Consider the following 19,950-nt stretch of genomic DNA (forward strand, 5'->3'; position numbering starts at 1 on the left):
TACTGCAGGGGGGACCCTGTGGGAGAGTAGGACGCCGCCGAACTCATTGTAGAGAAAAGCCCCGTGCCATATGGCACGGGGCTTTTCTGCGTTCACTTGCGTTTATGGTGACGCCCCGCCCCACCAGGCCCGCCGCCCCTTTTCTCAGAGGCGGCCGGCCGCCTTCAACGACAGATAGGCGTCCGCGAGAGCGGGGGCCAGTTCCGACGGGGTCGCGTCCACGACTGTGACGCCGTGACGCGTGAGCTTTTCCGCGGTGCGGAGGCGTTCGGCCTTGGCCTGTGCCGCCGAGGCCGCGTTGTAGACGGCCTCCGTGGTGCCACGGGACGCGGCCATCGTCTCGATCGCCGGGTCGGCGACGGATGCCACGATCACCGTGTGGCGCTTCGTCAGGCGGGCGAGGACCGGGAGCAGGCCTTCCTCGACGGGGGCCGCCTCCAGGGACGTAAGAAGGACGATGAGGGAGCGGCGGGGCGCTGTGTGCACGGCCGTGGCGGTCAGGCCGCGGGCGTCCGTCTCGACGAGCTCGGGCTCCAGGGGGGCCATGGCGTTGACCAGTGCGGGGAGGACTTCGCCGGCTGTGCGGCCCTGGACCAGGGCGCGGGTGCGGCGGTCGTAGGCGAGGAGGTCGACACGGTCGCCGGCGCGGGAGGCCAGGGCGCCGAGCAGGAGAGCCGCGTCCATGGAGGCGTCGAGGCGCGGTGCGTCACCGACGCGGCCTGCCGAGGTGCGGCCCGTGTCGAGGACCAGCAGGATGTGTCGGTCGCGTTCGGGGCGCCAGGTGCGGACGGCCACCGCGGACTGGCGGGCTGTGGCGCGCCAGTCGATCGAGCGGGTGTCGTCCCCGGGAACGTACTCGCGCAGGCTGTCGAACTCTGTGCCCTCGCCCCTGGTCAGGACGCTGGTGCGACCGTCGAGCTCGCGCAGGCGGGCCAGTTTGGACGGCAGGTGCTTGCGGCTGTGGAACGGGGGAAGGACGCGGACCGTCCACGGGACGACGTGGGTGCCCTGGCGGGTGAACAGGCCGAGAGGGCCGTAGGAGCGCACGGTCACGCGGTCCGCTTGGCGGTCGCCTCGTCGGGTGGGGAGGAGGCGGGTGGTGACGCGGCGGCGTTCGCCCGCGGGGATCGTCACGTGGTGGCGGGACGCGTCGTGTTCCGTGCCCTGACGCCAGGTGCTGGGCGGCCAGGCGTCGCGGAGTCGGGCGCGCAGAGGGCGACGCGAGGGGTTGGTGATCGTCAGGGTGACGTCGGCCGGGTCCCCGAGGCGTACGGAGGTGTCGCCGGAGCGGGTGAGGCGCAGGCGGCGTACGGGGGCCGCCAGGGCGAAGTCGCAGGCGCAGGCGAGGACCAGGGGGGCGTTGACGGCGAGGATGCCCGTCCAGCTGGGCTCCCAGATACCGACGGGAAGGGAGCCCAGGGCGGCGAGCAGGGCCGTGCGTCCGGTGAGGGCCATGTCGTGGTCGTCTCCGGCCTCGGTCAGCGGGGGACGGGGACGTGGGTGAGGAGGGCGTTGATGACCGAGTCCGTGGTCACGCCTTCCATCTCCGCCTCCGGGCGCAGTTGCACGCGGTGGCGGAGGGTGGGGAGGGCGAGGGCCTTGACGTCGTCAGGGGTGACGTAGTCGCGGCCGGTCAGCCAGGCCCAGGCGCGGGCCGTCGCGAGCAGGGCCGTGGCGCCTCGCGGGGAGACGCCGAGGGTAAGCGACGGGGACTCGCGGGTGGCGCGGCAGATGTCGACGACGTAGGCCGTGATCTCGGGGGAGACCGTGGTCTTCGCGACGGCGGCGCGGGCCGTATCCAGGTCGGCCGCCGTGGCCACCGGGCGGATGCCCGCCGCCTGGAGGTCGCGGGGGTTGAAGCCGGCGGCGTGGCGGTTCAGGACGTCGATCTCGTCCTGGCGAGTGGGAAGAGGAACGTTCAGCTTGAGGAGGAAGCGGTCCAGTTGGGCCTCGGGAAGGGGGTACGTGCCCTCGTACTCGACCGGGTTCTGGGTCGCGATGACCATGAACGGGTCGGGGAGGGGGCGCGGGGTGCCGTCGACCGTGATCTGGCGCTCCTCCATGGCCTCCAGGAGGGAGGACTGGGTCTTGGGCGGGGTCCGGTTGATCTCGTCCGCGAGGAGGAGGTTGGTGAAAGCCGGGCCTGGCTGGAAGGAGAAGCGGGAGGTGTGGGTGTCGTAGACGAGGGAGCCCGTGATGTCGCTGGGCATCAGGTCCGGGGTGAACTGGACGCGTTTGGTGTCGAGTTCGAGGGATGCGGCGAGGGCTCGTACGAGGAGGGTCTTCGCCACGCCGGGGACGCCTTCGAGGAGGACGTGGCCGCGGCAGAGCAGGGCCACGACCAGGCCCGTGACGGTGGGGTCCTGGCCGACCACGGCCTTCGCGATCTCCGTGCGCAGGGCTTCCAGGGACGCCCTTGAGCTGCGGGGATCGGTCGTGGGCCCGGCGTTGTCAGTGGTCGGGTCCATCATGAATGGCGTACCTCTCTTTTGAGGGCGTCGAGGTGGTCGGCGAGTGCGATGAGCGCTGCGTCGGTGGCCGGCGGGGGGCCGAAGAGGAGGGTGTGCAAGTCCTGGTTCGGCGTCGGGAGTTGACGCGCCAGGGCGGGAAGGAAGGTCTCGGGCGTGTGGGCCTGGGACGGGGGGACGCCGATGAGGGGGGCCAGCGTGGTGCGGGTGGAGATACGCAGGGCTGTGGCGGCGCGGTCGCGGGCGTTCGCCTTGCGGTAGAGGCGGGCGCGGCCTTCGACGGTCTCGGAGGCGCGGATCGCGACGGGGAGTCGTTCGGGGACCAGGGGGCCGAGGCGGCGTGCGCGCCACAGGGCGGCGAGGGCTGCCGCGACGAAGAGTTGCAGGGTGCCCCAGAGCCAGCCCGAGGGGATCAGGTCGAAGAAGCCGCGGTCGTTCGCGTCGTTCGCTGACGCGGCTTCGTCGGAGAGGGAGGGGAGGTACCAGACCACATGGGGGCGGGTACCGAGGAGTTGCAGGGCGAGCGAGGCGTTGCCGTGTTCGTCGAGGCGGTCGTTGAACAGGATGTCGGGGGAGCCGAGGACGACGGTGTCGCCGTCGCCGGTGGTCGCGGGGGTGCGCAGGAGCGTGGGGGCGCCGTCGCTGGGGTAACAGGCGTCCGCGCCGGTGAGCGTGGTGTCGTAGCGGTAGCCGCCGGTGTCCGCGGTGCCGGCGCGGCGGGCCGCGGGCAGCAGGCAGTCCGGGGCGAGGGTCGTGTCGATGCTGGGCGTGGAGTCGACGGCGACGCCGGGGGCGAGGTGCTCGGCGGAGGCGGGGCCGGGGGCCACGAGGAGGGTGCGGCCGCCGGAGTCCGCGGTCGCAGCCTGCAGTTGGTCCTGCTGGTGCCGGGTGAGCAGGTCGGGGGCGGCCACGAGGAGGGTGGTGTCGCGGTCGGTCGCGGCGCGGGCCTCGGCGGTCGTGGTGACCACGCGGGTGTCGACGCCCCGGGCGGCGAGGAGTTCGGCGACGGCCCGGCTGCCGTACTGGTCGGCGGAGCGGGGGTCGAGCGTGCCGTGCTTCTCGTTGGACCGGACCGCCGCGATGGCCACGCCGGCGACCAGGAGGAGGGCGAGGGCGAGGGCGATGCCGCGCGTGCGGGTCCAGATTTGGCGGGGGGTGGGCGTTGTGGAGGTGCCTTTGTGAGTGCCGTCGGAGGTGCCGTCGGAGGTCCCGTCGGAAATGCCGTCGGAAATGCCGTCGGAGGGGGTGTTCGGCGCGGGTGGCGGGGGCGCCGTGAGCGTCGTCGCGGTGTCAGCGGTGTCAGCGGTGTCAGCGGTGCGGGCGGTGTGAGTGATGCGGGCGGTGGGGGCGGGGTTTTGGCCGCTCCGGTGGCTGGTGCTTCGGACAGCGCCCGGGTTGTGTTCGGTGCTGGGGTCTGGACCCGTGCTGGTATCCGTGCTCGTGCTGGTGCTCGTGTCAGGGCCCGAGCCCGTGCCCGTGCCGGTACCCGTGCTCGGACCCGTGCCCGTGCCGGTACCCGTGCTCGGACCCGTGCCCGTGTCAGGGCCCGAGCCGGCACCCGGACCCGTGTCAGTATCCGGACCCGTGCCGGCACCCGGACCCGTGTCAGTATCCGGACCCGTGCCGGCACCCGGGCCCGTGTTGGCGGCGGGGTGAGCGCCTTCGTTGTCGTCCCCGGTGTTGGAGTGCGGGGTGTTTGTCACCGGAGGGCTCCTGCGGGGGACGGCAGGGACGGGGTGGTGTGGTGGAGCTCGGTGTCCAGGGTGGTGAGGGTGTTGTACGTGGCTTGGGTCGCCGTGCGGCCGCCGTACGCGATGTCGTCGAAGGTGCGGGCCGCCTGGTGGAGGGCGTCCGCGTGGGCGGGGAACGGGCGTGCGGCTTCGGTGGCCGCCTCGTCGGCGGTGCGGCCGGGGCGGGGGTCCAGGAGGGCGCGTTCCTCCAGGGAGCGGACGAGGGCGCGCATGCGTTCTTGGACGGCCTGGTTCCAGTGGCCCTGGGCGGCATGGGCGTCGGCGGCCGCGCGGTGTTCGGCGGCGCTGCGCGGGCGGTCGTCGAAGAGCGGCGCCTGCGAGGAGGCGGGGGAGCGGCGCGGGGTGCCTAGGCGCCACCACAGGAGCAGGCCCAGGGCGAGGACGGCCAGGATGATGACGATCAGGCCGAGCGTGCCGCCCGGGGCGGCGCCGGACGCGGCGGAGAAGAGTTCGTCGACCCAGTCCCAGAACTTGTTCAGGGCGCGCATGAACCAGCTCGGGTCGTTCTCGTGGTACGCGGGCTTGGACAGCTCCCGCTCGGCCGCCTCCCGCGCGGGATCGCGCGAGATCGTCACCGGTGGCTCGTCGCCGCCGGCGCGTGTGAGCCGGGCCGCGGCCGTGAGCATCCCCCCGTGCACGCTCACCCCATCAGCTCCCCGGGGTGGCGCCAGGGGTCTCCCCGTAGCCGTGCAGACCGGCGGCGCGGCCGAGTTCGAGGTCGAGGGCCTCGCGGCGGATGCGCTGGTCTATGTAGAGCAGCACGGTGACGCCCGCGGTGATCGGGAAGGTGATGGTGGAGCCGACGACCGAGCCGATGCCGCTGATGATCAGGAAGGCCCAGCCGACGTCGCCGCTGGTCTCGAGGAAGCCGGCCACGCCGTCGCCGCCGACGATGCCGGCGACGATGCTGAAGGGCACCAGGATGATCGACGCGACGACCTGGGTGATGATCGTGGCCAGGAGCTGGATGCCGAAGACCCGCCACCACGAGCCCCGGACGAGCTTGGCGGAGCGGCTCATGGCCTTGCGGACGGTCTGCTTCTCCAGCATCAGCGCGGGCGAGGCGAGGGAGAAGCGGACCATCAGCCAGAACGCGACGACGAACCCGGCGATGCCGCCGATGACGGCGAGGGCGATTCCGCCGTCGGTCGAGCCGAGCACGGCGACGAGGATGCCGGGGAGCGTGCCGACGAACACGACCGCGGCGCAGATCAGCGGCAGCAGCAGGGTCAGGCCGAGGAGCCGGAAGACCTGCGGGCGGGCATCGCGCCAGGCCTCTTTGATGGTGACCGACGTACCGAGTACGGCGCGGCTGGTGACCGTGGTGAGCAGGGCCGTCGCGACGATCGTGCCGAGGAGCGTGATCACGAGGACCACGCCCAGGCCGCCCAGGAGCTCGCCCAGCGCGCGCGTGAGCTCGCCGGCGCTGGCGTTCGGATCGTCGAGGACGTCGGTGGTCGCGCCGTTGAGGGCGAAGCCCTGGAGGAGGACGACGAGGACCTCGGTGACCACGGCGACGGTGAGCGCGATACCGAGGACGGTGCGCCAGTGCGCACGCATGGTCGACACCGCGCCGTCGAGGATCTCACCGACGCCGAGCGGGCGCAGCGGGATGACGCCGGGCTTGGCGGCGGGGGGCGGGCCGCCGTAGCCGCCGTGCCCCCATGGGCCGGGGCCGCCGTAGCCGCCCTGGCCGCCACCCCAGCCTTGGCCGCCGCCCCAGTTCTGACCGCCCCAGCCCTGTCCCTGGCCGGGGGCCGGAGGTGGCGGTGGCTGGCCCGGACCGGATGCGGGCGGGCCGGAGGGGGCGGACCACTGGGCGGGCGGCGGCTGCTCCTTGGACCACTGCGGGCCCTGGCCCGCGGAGTCCTGCGGACCGGCGCCCTGCTCGTCGCCGCTCGGACCGTCCTGGCGGTGGTCGCCAGGGCCGTCGGAGGGGGCGGACCCGGGCGATGCCCAGCCCGGAGTGTCGTTCATCGTCGCTCCTTCACGGTGCCCGTCCGCGTTCGCGGCGGCAGGTTGGCTGCCATCGTGCCATGGGGCGGGCGCCAGGTGACCTGGGCCCGTAGGGGCTGGACACCTTCAATTGTCGGCCCTGTCCGGGGCAGACTGGGCAGATGGCTGATCAGTACGCGCAATCCGGCGGGGACATACGGCCCAGCGAGGACATACAGCCCAAGACCATCGACATACCGGCGATCCGGTGGGAGGAACCGGCCGAGGGGCCTGTTCTGGTCCTGCTCGACCAGACCCGGTTGCCGGCCGAGGAGATCGAGCTGGTGTGCACCGACCCACAGGGTCTGGTGCAGGCGATCCGCTCCCTGTCCGTGCGCGGTGCTCCGCTGCTCGGCATCGCCGGGGCGTACGGGGTGGCGCTCGCGGCGGCCCGCGGGTTCGACGTGCAGGACGCGGCGGACGCGCTGGCGGGGGCGCGGCCCACCGCGGTCAACCTGGCGTACGGCGTGCGCCGGGCCCAGGAGGCGTACCGCGCCGCCGTGGGGAACGGCTCGGGCGGAGGCGGCGCCGTACATGAGCGGGCCGCCGCGGCCGCGCTCGCCGCCGCGCGGGCACTGCACCAGGAGGACGCCGAGGCCAGCGGAAAGATGGCCGAGCACGGGCTGCGGCTGCTCGACGAGCTGCTGCCCGGCGGCAACCACCGGGTGCTGACGCATTGCAACACGGGGGCGCTGGTGTCCGGCGGGGAGGGCACCGCGTTCGCCGTGGCGCTCGCCGCGCACCGGGCGGGGCGGCTGCGCCGGCTCTGGGTGGACGAGACGCGTCCGCTGCTGCAGGGCGCGCGGCTCACGGCGTACGAGGCGGCTCGCAACGGCATGGCGTACACATTGCTCACGGACAATGCGGCGGGGTCGCTGTTCGCCGCGGGCGAGGTGGACGCTGTGCTGATCGGGGCGGACCGGATCGCCGCGGACGGTTCGGTGGCCAACAAGGTGGGGAGCTATCCGCTCGCCGTACTGGCTCGATATCACCACGTGCCGTTCATCGTGGTGGCGCCGGTGACGACGGTGGATCTACGGACTCCGGACGGTGCGTCCATCGAGGTGGAGCAGCGGGCCGGGCATGAAGTGACAGAGGTCACGGCGCCGCAGGCGCCGGTGGCCGGGATGGAGGCCGGTGGCGGAATTCCGGTGGCACCGCTGGGAACGCAGGCGTACAACCCTGCGTTCGACGTGACGCCGCCGGAGCTGGTGACGGCGATCGTCACAGAGTGGGGCGTTGTTTCCCCTGTGACGGGTGGGAGTCTGGAGGACCTGTGTTCCAGGTCACGCCAGGTAACGATGAGCTAATGGGATGATGTGGTCCATGAAGGGACGAGTCCTTGTCGTCGACGACGACACCGCACTGGCCGAGATGCTCGGCATTGTGCTGCGTGGTGAAGGTTTTGAGCCGTCGTTCGTAGCCGACGGCGACAAGGCGCTGGCCGCTTTCCGTGAGACCAAGCCCGATCTGGTCCTCCTGGACCTGATGCTGCCCGGTCGGGACGGCATCGAGGTCTGCCGCCTGATCAGGGCGGAGTCCGGGGTTCCGATCGTGATGCTCACGGCCAAGAGCGACACCGTCGATGTCGTCGTGGGTCTGGAGTCGGGCGCGGACGACTACATCGTGAAGCCGTTCAAGCCGAAGGAGCTCGTGGCCCGTATCCGGGCACGGCTGCGGAGGTCTGAGGAGCCCGCGCCCGAGCAGCTGGCCATAGGTGACCTGGTCATCGATGTGGCCGGGCACTCGGTCAAGCGGGACGGGCAGTCGATCGCGCTGACGCCGCTGGAGTTCGACCTGCTGGTCGCTCTCGCGCGCAAGCCCTGGCAGGTCTTCACGCGTGAGGTGCTCCTCGAGCAGGTCTGGGGCTACCGGCACGCGGCGGACACCCGCCTGGTCAACGTGCATGTTCAGCGGCTGCGTTCGAAGGTCGAGAAGGATCCCGAGCGGCCGGAGATCGTGGTGACCGTCCGTGGCGTCGGTTACAAGGCCGGACCGAGCTGACATGTCCCGGAACAGTGCCGCTTCGGCGCCCGGCAAGCCGGGGAACCGTCCGGAGCGGCCTGTGGGACCCGCGGCCGGGCGCGGCTCCCGGCTGCGCCGCGTCATGGACGGCGGGCTGCTGCTCCAGGGCGGGATGAACGGCAGCCCGGTGCTGCGTCTGTTCACCCGCTGGGTGCGGCGGCCGCTGCTGCCCGCGATGCGGCTGTGGCGGCGCAACATCCAGCTGAAGGTGGTCGTCACGACGCTGCTGATGTCGCTCGGTGTCGTGCTGCTGCTCGGCATCGTCGTCATCGGCTCGGTGCGCAACGGTCTCCTGGACGCCAAGGTCAAGGCGTCGCAGAGCCAGGCCGAGGGCGGCTTCCGCGCGGCCAAGGACCGGGCGGACACGGCGGCCACCGGGGTCCGGGACGGTGCGGCCACCGACAGCCGCACCACGCTCAACCCGAACGTCTGGCTGAGCGACCTTGTCACCCAGCTCTCCAGTGGCGGCAAGGGCGCCTACGACGTGGTGACGCTCAGTCCCGACGACGCGGGCAGCGGCAGCGGAAGCGGTCGTGGGCCGCGCGCCTCCGGTGACGTGGAGCCGGACCGCAGCGTGCCCGACGACCTGCGCGCGCGGGTCGACCGCATGACCGGCGCGTCGCAGGAGTACACCCGCATCATCTACCGGGACGGCGACTCGCAGCCCGCCCTCGTCATCGGCAAGCGGCTGGCCGATCCGCAGGGGAACGCCTACCAGCTGTACTACCTCTTCCCGCTGACCCAGGAGGAGAAGTCCCTCGGCCTCGTGAAGGGCACCCTCGCGACGGCGGGGCTGTTCGTGGTCGTGCTGCTCGGGGCCATCGCCTGGCTCGTCGTGCGCCAGGTCGTCACGCCCGTGCGGATGGCGGCCGGAGTGGCCGAGCGGCTCTCCGCGGGCCGCCTCCAGGAACGTATGAAGGTGACCGGTGAGGACGACATCGCGCGCCTCGGCGAAGCCTTCAACAAGATGGCGCAGAACCTCCATCTGAAGATCCAGCAGCTCGAGGACCTGTCGCGGATGCAGCGGCGGTTCGTCTCCGACGTGAGCCATGAGCTGCGCACGCCGCTGACGACCGTACGGATGGCCGCCGATGTCATCCATGAGGCGCGGGTCGACTTCGATCCGGTGACCGCGCGCTCCGCGGAGCTGCTCGCCGACCAGCTGGACCGGTTCGAGTCGCTCCTCGCGGATCTGCTGGAGATCAGCCGGTTCGACGCCGGGGCGGCGGCGCTCGAGGCGGAGCCGATAGATCTGCGGGAGGTCGTGCGCCGGGTCGTCGGCGGCGCCGAGCCGCTGGCCGAGCGCAAGGGCACGCACATACGCGTCGTCGGCGACGAGCTGCCGGTGGTGGCCGAGGCGGACGCGCGCCGGGTGGAGCGCGTCCTGCGCAACCTGGTCGTCAACGCCGTGGAGCACGGTGAGGGCAAGGACGTCGTGGTGCGGCTCGCCGCCGCGGGCGGCGCGGTCGCCGTGGCGGTGCGCGATTACGGGGTCGGGCTCAAGCCGGGCGAGGCGACACGTGTGTTCAGCCGGTTCTGGCGGGCCGACCCGGCACGCGCGCGTACGACGGGCGGTACGGGCCTCGGCCTGTCGATCGCCCTGGAGGACGCGCGGCTGCACGGTGGCTGGCTGCAGGCGTGGGGCGAGCCGGGCGGCGGGTCGCAGTTCCGGCTGACCCTGCCGCGGACGGCGGACGAGCCGCTGCGCGGGTCGCCGATTCCGCTGGAGCCGGAGGACTCGCGGCGCGGCCGTGCGCCGGGCGACGCGGAGTCGTCGGACGCGGGCCGCAAGCTGGCGACGGTGCCGGCGCAGACCTCGTCGGCCGCACCGGCGGCGGGGCAGATGCAGACGCAGATGGCGTCGCGTTTCCCGCAGGCCGCGGTGCCCGCCGACCCGACGGCGCTGCCGGGGAGCGGTGCGCGGGTGGTGCCCCGCGGGGGCGTGAACAACGGTGACGGCGCGCCGGGCGTGCCGCGGCAGCCGGATGATCGTGTGGGACCCGGGCCGACCCGGCCTGCGGCGCCTTCGCGTCTCGGTGCGCCGCCGGACGACGTGTCGGTTAGCGGGCGGCGGGACGGTGCGGCGAGGCCGGGCGAGCGTGGCGAAGGGGGCGACGGTGGGCGTGCGTGAGGTGCGGGGGCCGGGCCGGAGGCGTGGCATGCGGGCGGGCGCGCTCGTCGGGTGCGGGATGGTGCTCGCCGGGTGCGCGTCCATGCCGGACAAGGGCGGGCTCGAGTCCGTGGAGGCGTCGCAGCGGCCGGACTCGCAGGTGCGCGTGTTCGCGTTGCCGCCGCGGGACGGGGCCAGCCCGAACAGCGTCGTCGACGGCTTTCTTGAGGCGCTGACCAGTGATGATCCCTCGTACGCGATGGCGCGCAAGTATCTGACGCCGAAAGCGGCGAAGGACTGGCGGCCGGGGCAGGAGACCGTCGTGCTCGCGGACGGACCGAGCGCGCGGCCCGCCAGTCAGCAGGACGGGGGCGACGAGGGGCAGACGTTCCGGCTGACCGGCCAGCGGGTCGCGACGGTCGACAAGCAGCAGGCCTACCAGCCGGACTCCGGCGAGTACGGGCAGAGTCTGCACCTGTCCCTGGTCAAGACCGCCAAGGGCAAGCAGTGGCGGATCGACGACCTGCCGACCGGGGTCGTGCTCGGGGAGTCCGACTTCCAGCGCGTCTACCAGTCCGTCAACAAGTACTACTACGCCGTGGATTCGGTCTCCGATGACGCGGCGCCGCGGAAGCAGCTCGTCGCCGATCCCGTGTTCGTACGGCAGTGGACGGATCCGCTGACCGAGACGGTCAAGGAGGTCCTCGCCGGGCCGACGCGGTGGCTGAACCCCGCGGTGCGGACGGCGTTCCCGACGGGGGCGGGCCTCAAGAAGGGCGTCGAGTCGCTGACGGCGGACGACGCGAACAAGCTGACCGTGCCGCTGAACACGCAGGCCGAGGCGGTCACGCCGACCAAGTGCAAGGAGATGGCGGCGCAACTCCTCTACTCCCTGCGGGACTTGTCGTCGTCGAGCGTGGGCGAGGTCGAGCTGAAGCGCGCGGACGGCCGGTTCATGTGCGCGCTGAACGAGTCGGAGGCGGACGCCTTCGTGGCGCCCCGGCGCTCCCCCGTCATGGACAACCAGTACTTCCTGGACGGCAAGGGGCGGCTCGTCCGCATGGCGGGCAGCAGCAGCTCCGACCGGGAGCCCGCGCGGGTGCCGGGCCCGCTGGGCGAGGGTGTGCAGCCGCTGCAGTCCGTGGCGGTCTCCCGGGACCAGGAGCGCGGCGCGGGCGTGTCGGGCGACGGGCGGTCGCTGTACGTGGCCTCGTTCGTCTCCAGCGCCTCGCTCGGGGACGCGCTGGTGCGCAGCCATGCCGCTTCGGTGAAGGACGGCCTGTCGAAGCCCAGTTGGGACGGGCGCGGCGACCTGTGGGTGGCCGACCGGGACCCGGACAACGCGCGACTGCTCGTGTTCGGGCAGGGCCTCGGCGACAAGATGCAGGAGGTCTCGACGGAGGGGCTCGCCGACGGCGCCCGGATCGAGGCGGTGAAGGCGTCCGCCGACGGTGCGCGGATCGCGCTCGTCGTGAAGCAGAAGGGCGCGACCTCCTTGCGGATCGGGCGCGTCGAACGGCGGTCCGACGGGGACGGGGGCGTCGAGTTCTCCGTCGCCGATCTGCGCATCGCCGCGCCGGAGATGGAGGACGTCACCGCCGTGTCATGGGCGGGCAGCAGCCGGCTCCTGGTCGTCGGCCGGGAGGCCGGTGAGCTGCAGCAGATGCGGTACGTGCAGTGCGACGGCTCGACCCCGACGGGCCAGGCGCTGCCCGGCCTGACCCGCGTCAGCGAGATCGCGGCCTCCGAGGACGACCGCCTGCCGCTGCTCGCCCACTCGGACGACGGGATCGTCCGGCTGCCGCCGGGGGCGGCATGGCAGTCGGTGCTCAAGGACGGGACGGCGCCGGTCTACCCCGGGTAGCCGGTGGGGCCCGCGGGGGCTCCCTGTCGGACCGGGCCGGTTGTCCACAGGCCGTTGTCCACAGGGCTGGTGGTGGGCTGGGCCGGTTGGCAGAGTGGGGGTATGCGGGGGTGGTGGCAGGACCTCTCCGATCTGGTGCTGCCGGCTCTGTGCGCGGGCTGCGGCAGGTCTCGTACGTCGCTGTGCGCGCGGTGCTCGGCGGCGTTGTGCGGTGCTGTGCCCGGGCGGGTGCGGCCGCGCGCTGAGCCGCCCGGTCTGCCTGTGGTGTACGCGGCCGCGCCGTACCAGGACGCCGTGCGGGCCGTGCTGCTCGCCCACAAGGAGCGCGGGGCGCTGGGGCTCGCCGGGCCGCTCGGGCTGGCTCTCGCGGGCGCGGTCCGGCGGGGGTTGTCCGGTCCGGCCCCGCAGAGGCTGACGGCGGTTGTCCCGCAGCCTTGCCCGGGCACCGTCGGGCTCGTCCCCGTGCCCTCCGCCGCGCGCGCCGTACGGGCCCGTGGGCACGACCCCATGCGGCGCATCGCGTATGCCGCGGCGGCCGAGCTGCGGCGGGCCGGAGTCTCGGCCAGGGTCCTTGCCGTGCTGCGGCAGCGGCGTGCGATGGCCGACCAGGCGGGGCTCGACGCCCGGGAGCGGCTCGTGAACGTGACCGGTGCGCTGGAAGTGGCGGCCGGGGCCGGCGGGCTCGTGCGCGAAGTTGGCCGGATCGTGGTGGTCGACGACCTCATGACGACCGGCGCGTCCTTGTCCGAGGCGAGCCGTGCCTTACGTGCGTTGTCGCATCCGGTATCGGGTAACGAGGAGGTCGGAGACGCACGGGAACGCCGCGCGACAGGTTCTCGAATGGCGGGGCCGGACGAGGTCCTGGGGGCGGTGATCGCCGCCTCTCCGGATTCCTTCGAAATAAACCGGAAGTGACCGAGAATCTGCGTCATTGCAGGTCGTGACAGGGTTATTTCCACTGAATGGAGGTACGCGTCAGTAGAGGGTGACGACATCCGTCCGGGCGAGATATGTTCGGATGTGAGGAACTTGGCGAGAAAGACAGCCTCCGTGCCTCGCATATCGGATTGCCGTCCCGTGGGTTTGCACAAGGATTCCGCAATCACCCGGAACGGTGGGGTGGAGATCTTGTCCGCGGGGGAGGAGGAGGTGGAAGTCACCGAGTCCGAGGCTCCGGATATGGCCGGAGCCTGGTGCAAGAGGGAGTAGTTCCGCCGACAGAGGCGGAGCGATCCGGGAACGGAGTTCTGCGTGGACATCGTCGTCAAGGGCCGCAAGACCGAGGTACCGGAGCGGTTCCGCAAGCACGTGGCCGAGAAGCTGAAGCTGGACAAGATCCAGAAGCTCGACGGCAAGGTGATCAGCCTCGACGTAGAGGTGTCCAAGGAGCCCAACCCCCGACAGGCCGACCGGTGCGACCGCGTGGAGATCACGCTGCGCACGCGCGGCCCGGTGATCCGGGCCGAAGCCGCGGCGAGCGACCCGTACGCGGCGCTCGACCTCGCCACGGACAAGCTGGACGCGCGGCTGCGCAAGGAGCACGGCAAGCGTTCGACGCGCCGTGGCACCAAGCGGATCTCGGCGGCCGAGGTGGCCGAGGTCGTCCCGGGCGCGGCGACGCTGAACGGGGACGGTTCGGTCGTCCGGGACGAGACCGAGGGCGACGGCGTACCGACCACCAAGATGGGGTCGCTCGAGGTCCAGGGCGAAGGCCCGCTCGTCGTGCGCGAGAAGACGCACGTGGCGGCCCCCATGACGCTCGACCAGGCGCTCTATGAGATGGAGCTGGTCGGGCACGACTTCTATCTGTTCGTCGACTCCGAGACCAAGGAACCGAGCGTCGTCTACCGCCGCCACGCCTACGACTACGGCGTCATCCACCTCAGCACCGATCCCATGGTGACCGCCGCGGAGACGAGCAGCGCCGACGCGGGTGACGCCATCGGCGGCTGAGCCCGCCCGGGCAGACGGCTCGCCCGGGAACGGTCGTCCGAAAACCCGCTCATCGGGTGCCCCTGGAGCGCGCGTGCGCCCCCCGGGGGCACCTTTGTGCGACCCCCCAGTGCGGCGCACCGTCGTCGCGCGGACGCCGGAGCATGAAATCATGGCCGGGCCGGGTCAACCGGCTTGTCGGCGCCTCGGGTTGGCGCGGCACAAGAAGACAGGCCACGGCCTTCAGGGGGAGGAACGATGGCGGACAGCTTCGGACCGATGCGGGGCGAGGACGCCGGCGCGGCCGACGACGGCGCCGGCATGGGACCGGACGAGGGCTCCCCGCGCAAGGAGCCCATCCGGGTCCTTGTGGTCGACGACCATGCGCTGTTCCGGCGCGGCCTCGAGATCGTCCTCGCGGCCGAGGAGGACATCCAGGTCGTCGGCGAGGCCGGGGACGGCGCGGAGGCGGTGGACAAGGCGGCCGACCTGCTGCCGGACATCGTTCTGATGGACGTACGGATGCCCAAGCGGGGCGGGATCGAGGCGTGCACCTCCATCAAGGAGGTGGCGCCGAGCGCGAAGATCATCATGCTGACGATCAGCGACGAGGAAGCCGATCTCTATGACGCGATCAAGGCGGGCGCGACCGGCTATCTGCTGAAGGAGATCTCCACCGACGAGGTGGCCACGGCCATTCGCGCGGTCGCGGACGGGCAGTCGCAGATCAGCCCGTCGATGGCGTCGAAGCTGCTCACCGAGTTCAAATCGATGATCCAGCGCACCGACGAGCGCAGGCTCGTGCCCGCGCCCCGGCTGACCGACCGGGAGCTTGAAGTGCTCAAGCTCGTCGCGACCGGCATGAACAACCGGGACATCGCCAAGGAGCTGTTCATCTCCGAGAACACCGTGAAGAACCATGTGCGCAACATCCTGGAGAAGCTGCAGCTGCACTCCAGGATGGAGGCCGTGGTCTACGCGATGCGCGAGAAGATCCTCGAGATCCGCTAGCCGAGCGCTGCCACCAGAGCGTTCTTCAGCTCGGGGTGGTCCATGCGCTCCACCCGTACGCTGTCGCAGCCGACCCAGCTCGCCGCCTCGCGCAGCGCCTCGGCGACCCCGGTGACCGCCTTCGGGCCGTCCAGGGAGACCTGTCTGGCGACCAGGGTGGTGCCCTCGCGCGCGGGGTCGACACGGCCCACCAGACGGCCTCCGGCGAGGACCGGCATCGCGAAGTAGCCGTGCACCCGCTTCGGCTTGGGGACGTACGCCTCCAGGCGGTGCGTGAAGCCGAAGATCCGCTCCGTGCGGGCCCGCTCCCAGACCAGGGAGTCGAAGGGCGACAGGAGCGTCGTACGGTGGCGGCCGCGCGGCGTCGACGCCAGGGCCGCCGGATCGGCCCAGGCGGGCTTCGGCCAGCCCTGGACCGTCACCGGGACCAGGCCGGTGTCCGCGATCACCGCGTCGAACTGCTCGCTCCTGAGGCGGTGGTAGTCGGCGATGTCCGCGCGCGTGCCGACGCCGAGCGCCTCGCACGCCTGCCGGACCAGACGGCGCACGCACTCCTGGTCGTCCAGCTCGTCATGGAGCAGATCGGCGGGGACGACGCGCTCCGCCAGGTCGTAGACCCGCTTCCAGGAGCGGCGCTCCACGCACACCACCTCGCCGTACATCAGCGCGCGCTCGACGGCGATCTTCGACTCGGACCAGTCCCACCACTCGCCCTTGTTCTTCGCGCCGCCCAGCTCCGTGGCGGTCAGCGGGCCTTCGGTGCGCAGCTGCTTGACGACCTGCTCGTACGCGCCGTCGGGCAGGTCGTGGTGCCAGTGCGGACGGGCGCGGTAGGCGCGGCGGCGGAACGCGAAGTGCGGCCACTCCTCGATCGGCAGGACGCAGGCCGCGTGCGACCAGTACTCGAAGGCGTGCCGGTCGCTCCAGTACGCCGTCTCGACCGTGGACCGGCCGACCGCGCCCAGGCGCGCGTACGGGATCAGCTCGTGGGAGCGGGCGAGGACCGAGATCGTGTCGAGCTGCACCGCGCCCAGGTGACGCAGGACCCCGCGGACCCCGCCCTTGCGGTCCGGGGCGCCGAGGAAGCCCTGGGCGCGCAGCGCGATGCGGCGGGCTTCGTCGGCGGACAGATCGGCGGCCGGACGCGGCAGGGTCGTCATGCCGGAAACGATAGGCCCGGCCACTGACAGTCAGGTGGCCGCGCCGGCCCTCACGCGGGGGCCGGCAGGTACGGCACCGGGCACGGCAGGCCCAGGTCGGAGGGGAGCAGCGCGGCTATCCAGCAGTCGCGGACGACGTCCCTGTTGAGCAGGCCCGAGCGCAGGGTGCCCTCCATGACGAAGCCGGCTTTCTCGGCGACCTTGCGCGAGCCCGCGTTGCCGACCTCGGCCCGCCACTCCAGGCGCGTACAGCCGAGGTCGGTGAAGGCCCAGCGGGCCAGGGCGAGGGTGGCCTCCGTCATGTAGCCGCGGCCGCGGTGCTCCTTGACCGCCCAGAAGCCGATCTCCCAGGTGCCCGCGCGCGGGTGGTGCACCGAGACCGCGCCGAGGACCGGCCCGTCCTCCTCGGCGCGGACGGCGAAGGTGTACTCGGTGTCGGTGCGCCAGCCGTCGGCGACCACGCGCTGGACGAAGTGTTCCGCGTCCACGCGCGCGTAGGGCGAGGGAACCGGCACCCAGCGCTGGATCTCCGGGTCCTGGACCGCCGCGCACACCGCGTCGATGTCGGCGGGCTCGAAGGTACGCAGATGCAGGCGGGCGGTGGTCAGTCTCACGGGGTCCATCGCCCGATTCTGCTCGGGGCCGAGGGCGGACGCCATGACTTTTCGGTTGCTGCGGCGGCACCTTCTGAGGCCCCTGTCCGTTGGACCTCATGGCAGACCTCCCGGCGCGGTGGGGTCCTCGCATACGATGGCCGTTGCTCAGGCTGTCGCTTGAGTAACCGACCGTGCCAGGCCCGACCGGCAAGGAGACCAACCGCGTGTCCGTCCTCCAGAAGATCATGCGTGCAGGCGAAGGCAAGATCCTGCGCAAGCTGCACCGCATCGCGGACCAGGTCAACTCCATCGAAGAGGACTTCGAGAGCCTCTCCGACGCCGAGCTGCGCGCGCTCACGGACGAGTACAAGCAGCGGCTCGCGGACGGCGAGACCCTCGACGACCTGCTGCCCGAGGCGTTCGCGACCGTGCGCGAGGCCGCCCGGCGCGTCCTCGGCCAGCGCCCCTACGACGTCCAGTTGATGGGCGGCGCCGCGCTCCACCTCGGCTATGTGGCCGAGATGAAGACCGGTGAGGGCAAGACCCTGGTCGGCACGCTGCCGACGTACTTGAACGCGCTGTCCGGCAAGGGCGTCCACCTGATCACGGTGAACGACTACCTGGCCGAGCGCGACTCCGAGATGATGGGCCGCGTCCACAAGTTCCTGGGGCTGAGCGTCGGCTGCATCCTGGCGAACATGACGCCGGCGCAGCGCCGCGAGCAGTACAACTGCGACATCACGTACGGCACGAACAATGAGTTCGGCTTCGACTACCTGCGCGACAACATGGCGTGGTCGCAGGACGAGCTGGTCCAGCGCGGCCACAACTTCGCGGTGGTCGACGAGGTCGACTCCATCCTCGTCGACGAGGCCCGTACACCGCTGATCATCTCCGGCCCCGCCGACCAGGCCACCAAGTGGTACGGCGACTTCGCCAAGCTCGTCACCCGCCTCAAGAGGGGCGAGCCGGGCAACCAGCTGAAGGGCATCGAGGAGACCGGCGACTACGAGGTCGACGAGAAGAAGCGCACCGTCGCCATCCACGAGCCCGGCGTCGCCAAGGTCGAGGACTGGCTGGGCATCGACAACCTCTACGAGTCGGTGAACACCCCGCTCGTGGGTTACCTGAACAACGCCATCAAGGCGAAGGAACTGTTCAAGAAGGACAAGGACTACGTCGTCATCGACGGCGAAGTCATGATCGTCGACGAGCACACCGGCCGTATCCTCGCCGGCCGCCGCTACAACGAGGGCATGCACCAGGCGATCGAGGCGAAGGAAGGGGTGGACATCAAGGACGAGAACCAGACGCTCGCCACGATCACCCTGCAGAACTTCTTCCGCCTCTACGACAAGCTCTCCGGCATGACCGGTACGGCGATGACCGAGGCCGCCGAGTTCCACCAGATCTACAAGCTCGGCGTCGTCCCGATCCCGACGAACAAGCCGATGGTCCGCAAGGATCAGGCCGACCTGATCTACCGCACCGAGGTCGCCAAGTTCGACGCGGTCGTCGACGACATCGCGGAGAAGCACGAGAAGGGCCAGCCGATCCTCGTCGGTACGACGTCGGTCGAGAAGTCCGAGTACCTCTCGCAGCAGCTCTCCAAGCGCGGTGTGCAGCACGAGGTGCTCAACGCCAAGCAGCACGACCGGGAGGCGACGATCGTTGCCCAGGCGGGCCGCAAGGGCGCCGTCACCGTCGCGACGAACATGGCCGGCCGTGGTACCGACATCAAGCTCGGCGGCAACCCGGACGACCTCGCCGAGGCCGAGCTGCGCCAGGCGGGCCTCGACCCCGTCGAGCACGTCGAGGAGTGGGCCGCGGCCCTGCCCGCCGCCCTGGAGAAGGCCGAGCAGGCCGTCAAGGCGGAGTTCGAGGAGGTCAAGGAGCTCGGCGGGCTCTACGTCCTGGGCACCGAGCGCCACGAGTCGCGGCGTATCGACAACCAGCTGCGCGGTCGCTCCGGCCGTCAGGGTGACCCCGGCGAGTCCCGCTTCTACCTCTCCCTCGGTGACGACCTGATGCGCCTGTTCAAGGCGCAGATGGTCGAGCGCGTCATGTCGATGGCGAACGTGCCGGACGACGTGCCGATCGAGAACAAGATGGTCACGCGCGCGATCGCCTCCGCGCAGTCGCAGGTCGAGCAGCAGAACTTCGAGACGCGTAAGAACGTGCTCAAGTACGACGAGGTGCTCAACCGTCAGCGCGAGGTCATCTACGGCGAGCGCCGCCGTGTCCTGGAGGGCGAGGACCTGCAGGAGCAGGTCGTCCACTTCATGGACGACACCATCGACGAGTACATCGGCGCCGAGACCGCCGAGGGCTTCGCCGAGGAGTGGGACCTCGACCGGCTGTGGGGTGCCTTCAAGCAGCTCTACCCGATCAAGGTCACGGTGGAGGAGCTGGAGGAGGAGGCCGGTGACCGCGCCGGTCTGACCGCCGAGTTCATCGCCGAGGCCGTCAAGGACGACATCCACGCGCAGTACGAGCAGCGCGAGGAGCAGCTCGGCTCCGAGATCATGCGTGAACTGGAGCGCCGCGTCGTGCTCTCCGTCCTCGACCGCAAGTGGCGCGAGCACCTCTACGAGATGGACTATCTCCAGGAGGGCATCGGCCTGCGCGCCATGGCGCAGAAGGACCCGCTGGTCGAGTACCAGCGCGAGGGCTTCGACATGTTCACCGCCATGATGGAGGGCATCAAGGAGGAGTCCGTCGGCTACCTGTTCAACCTGGAGGTCCAGGTCGAGCAGCAGGTCGAGGAGGTCCCCGTCGAGGACGCCGCGGCCGCCACGTCCCTCGACAAGGAGGACGCGGTCCCGGCGCAGGCCGGTTCGCGTCCCGAGATCCGCGCCAAGGGCCTCGACGCCCCGCAGCGGCCGGACCGCCTGCACTTCCAGGCGCCGAACGCCGAGGGCGGTGTCGACGAGGGTGACTTCGTCACCGAGGACGGGCCGACGCGCTCCGAGGCGGACGGTCTGACGCGGGCCGAGCGCCGCAAGCAGTCGAAGGGCCGCCGTCGCAAGAAGTAGCGT

At 71.5% G+C, this 19,950-nt stretch carries 15 protein-coding genes; 8 read left to right on the top strand and 7 right to left on the bottom strand.

The features are described from left to right. Positions 1–144 precede the first annotated feature (144 nt). The 5 genes from ACH4RC_RS10370 to ACH4RC_RS10390 all read right to left on the bottom strand — a co-directional run bounded on the left by ACH4RC_RS10370 (position 145) and on the right by ACH4RC_RS10390 (position 6,196). Positions 145–1,455, bottom strand: coding sequence for a DUF58 domain-containing protein (locus ACH4RC_RS10370; RefSeq protein WP_398197923.1), 1,311 nt, complete (start codon positions 1,453–1,455; stop codon positions 145–147). 23 nt (positions 1,456–1,478) lie between these two features. Beyond that, positions 1,479–2,468 (bottom strand): AAA family ATPase, encoded by a 990-nt coding sequence (locus ACH4RC_RS10375; protein ID WP_398199127.1) that lies wholly within the window; start codon positions 2,466–2,468, stop codon positions 1,479–1,481. After that, entirely contained in the window at positions 2,468–3,700 is a 1,233-nt protein-coding gene (locus ACH4RC_RS10380) for a DUF4350 domain-containing protein (RefSeq protein ID WP_398199128.1), read from the bottom strand. The genes ACH4RC_RS10375 and ACH4RC_RS10380 overlap by 1 nt, the downstream gene beginning before the upstream one ends. Positions 3,701–4,167: 467 nt before the next feature. After that, a complete protein-coding gene (locus tag ACH4RC_RS10385; protein ID WP_398199131.1) occupies positions 4,168–4,845 on the bottom strand; it encodes a DUF4129 domain-containing protein in 678 nt (225 codons plus the stop codon). Positions 4,846–4,867: 22 nt separating this feature from the next. Further along, complete coding sequence (locus ACH4RC_RS10390; RefSeq protein WP_398197926.1) at positions 4,868–6,196, bottom strand: glycerophosphoryl diester phosphodiesterase membrane domain-containing protein; 1,329 nt, start codon at positions 6,194–6,196, stop codon at positions 4,868–4,870. A 140-nt stretch (positions 6,197–6,336) separates the two neighbouring features. Between ACH4RC_RS10390 and mtnA the strand changes: the two genes are divergently transcribed. The 7 genes from mtnA to ACH4RC_RS10425 all read left to right on the top strand — a co-directional run bounded on the left by mtnA (position 6,337) and on the right by ACH4RC_RS10425 (position 15,156). Then, positions 6,337–7,524: an S-methyl-5-thioribose-1-phosphate isomerase gene (gene mtnA / locus ACH4RC_RS10395; protein WP_398197928.1), complete on the top strand. Its 1,188-nt coding sequence runs from the start codon at positions 6,337–6,339 to the stop codon at positions 7,522–7,524. Positions 7,525–7,528: 4 nt separating this feature from the next. After that, the gene (gene mtrA / locus ACH4RC_RS10400) at positions 7,529–8,218 is read left to right on the top strand and encodes a two-component system response regulator MtrA (protein WP_199836122.1); all 690 of its coding nucleotides are present in this window, start codon (positions 7,529–7,531) and stop codon (positions 8,216–8,218) included. A gap of 1 nt (position 8,219) precedes the next feature. Next, positions 8,220–10,370: an MtrAB system histidine kinase MtrB gene (mtrB, locus tag ACH4RC_RS10405; RefSeq protein WP_398197931.1), complete on the top strand. Its 2,151-nt coding sequence runs from the start codon at positions 8,220–8,222 to the stop codon at positions 10,368–10,370. A gap of 28 nt (positions 10,371–10,398) precedes the next feature. Further along, positions 10,399–12,213 carry an LpqB family beta-propeller domain-containing protein gene (locus ACH4RC_RS10410; protein ID WP_398199133.1) on the top strand — a complete coding sequence of 605 codons (1,815 nt, stop codon included), beginning with the start codon at positions 10,399–10,401 and terminating at the stop codon, positions 12,211–12,213. A gap of 102 nt (positions 12,214–12,315) precedes the next feature. Further along, entirely contained in the window at positions 12,316–13,128 is an 813-nt protein-coding gene (locus ACH4RC_RS10415) for a ComF family protein (protein WP_398197933.1), read from the top strand. 336 nt (positions 13,129–13,464) lie between these two features. Then, positions 13,465–14,166 carry a ribosome hibernation-promoting factor, HPF/YfiA family gene (gene hpf, locus ACH4RC_RS10420; RefSeq protein ID WP_398197935.1) on the top strand — a complete coding sequence of 234 codons (702 nt, stop codon included), beginning with the start codon at positions 13,465–13,467 and terminating at the stop codon, positions 14,164–14,166. A 237-nt stretch (positions 14,167–14,403) separates the two neighbouring features. After that, the gene (locus tag ACH4RC_RS10425; protein ID WP_398197937.1) at positions 14,404–15,156 is read left to right on the top strand and encodes a response regulator; all 753 of its coding nucleotides are present in this window, start codon (positions 14,404–14,406) and stop codon (positions 15,154–15,156) included. On the opposite strand, the gene ACH4RC_RS10430 is transcribed toward ACH4RC_RS10425, so the two are convergent. Further along, positions 15,153–16,316, bottom strand: a complete 1,164-nt coding sequence (locus ACH4RC_RS10430; protein WP_398197938.1) for a winged helix-turn-helix domain-containing protein — start codon at positions 16,314–16,316, stop codon at positions 15,153–15,155. The two genes, ACH4RC_RS10425 and ACH4RC_RS10430, sit on opposite strands and share 4 nt — an antisense overlap. 50 nt (positions 16,317–16,366) lie before the next feature. Next, positions 16,367–16,939 carry a GNAT family N-acetyltransferase gene (locus ACH4RC_RS10435; protein WP_398197941.1) on the bottom strand — a complete coding sequence of 191 codons (573 nt, stop codon included), beginning with the start codon at positions 16,937–16,939 and terminating at the stop codon, positions 16,367–16,369. 197 nt (positions 16,940–17,136) lie between these two features. Here ACH4RC_RS10435 and secA point away from each other — a divergent pair, with 197 nt between their 5' ends. Continuing rightward, a complete protein-coding gene (secA, locus tag ACH4RC_RS10440; protein WP_398197944.1) occupies positions 17,137–19,947 on the top strand; it encodes a preprotein translocase subunit SecA in 2,811 nt (936 codons plus the stop codon). Positions 19,948–19,950 lie beyond the last annotated feature (3 nt).

The organism is Streptomyces sp. NPDC016845 (genome assembly GCF_044332585.1).
Lineage (GTDB): Bacteria > Actinomycetota > Actinomycetes > Streptomycetales > Streptomycetaceae > Streptomyces.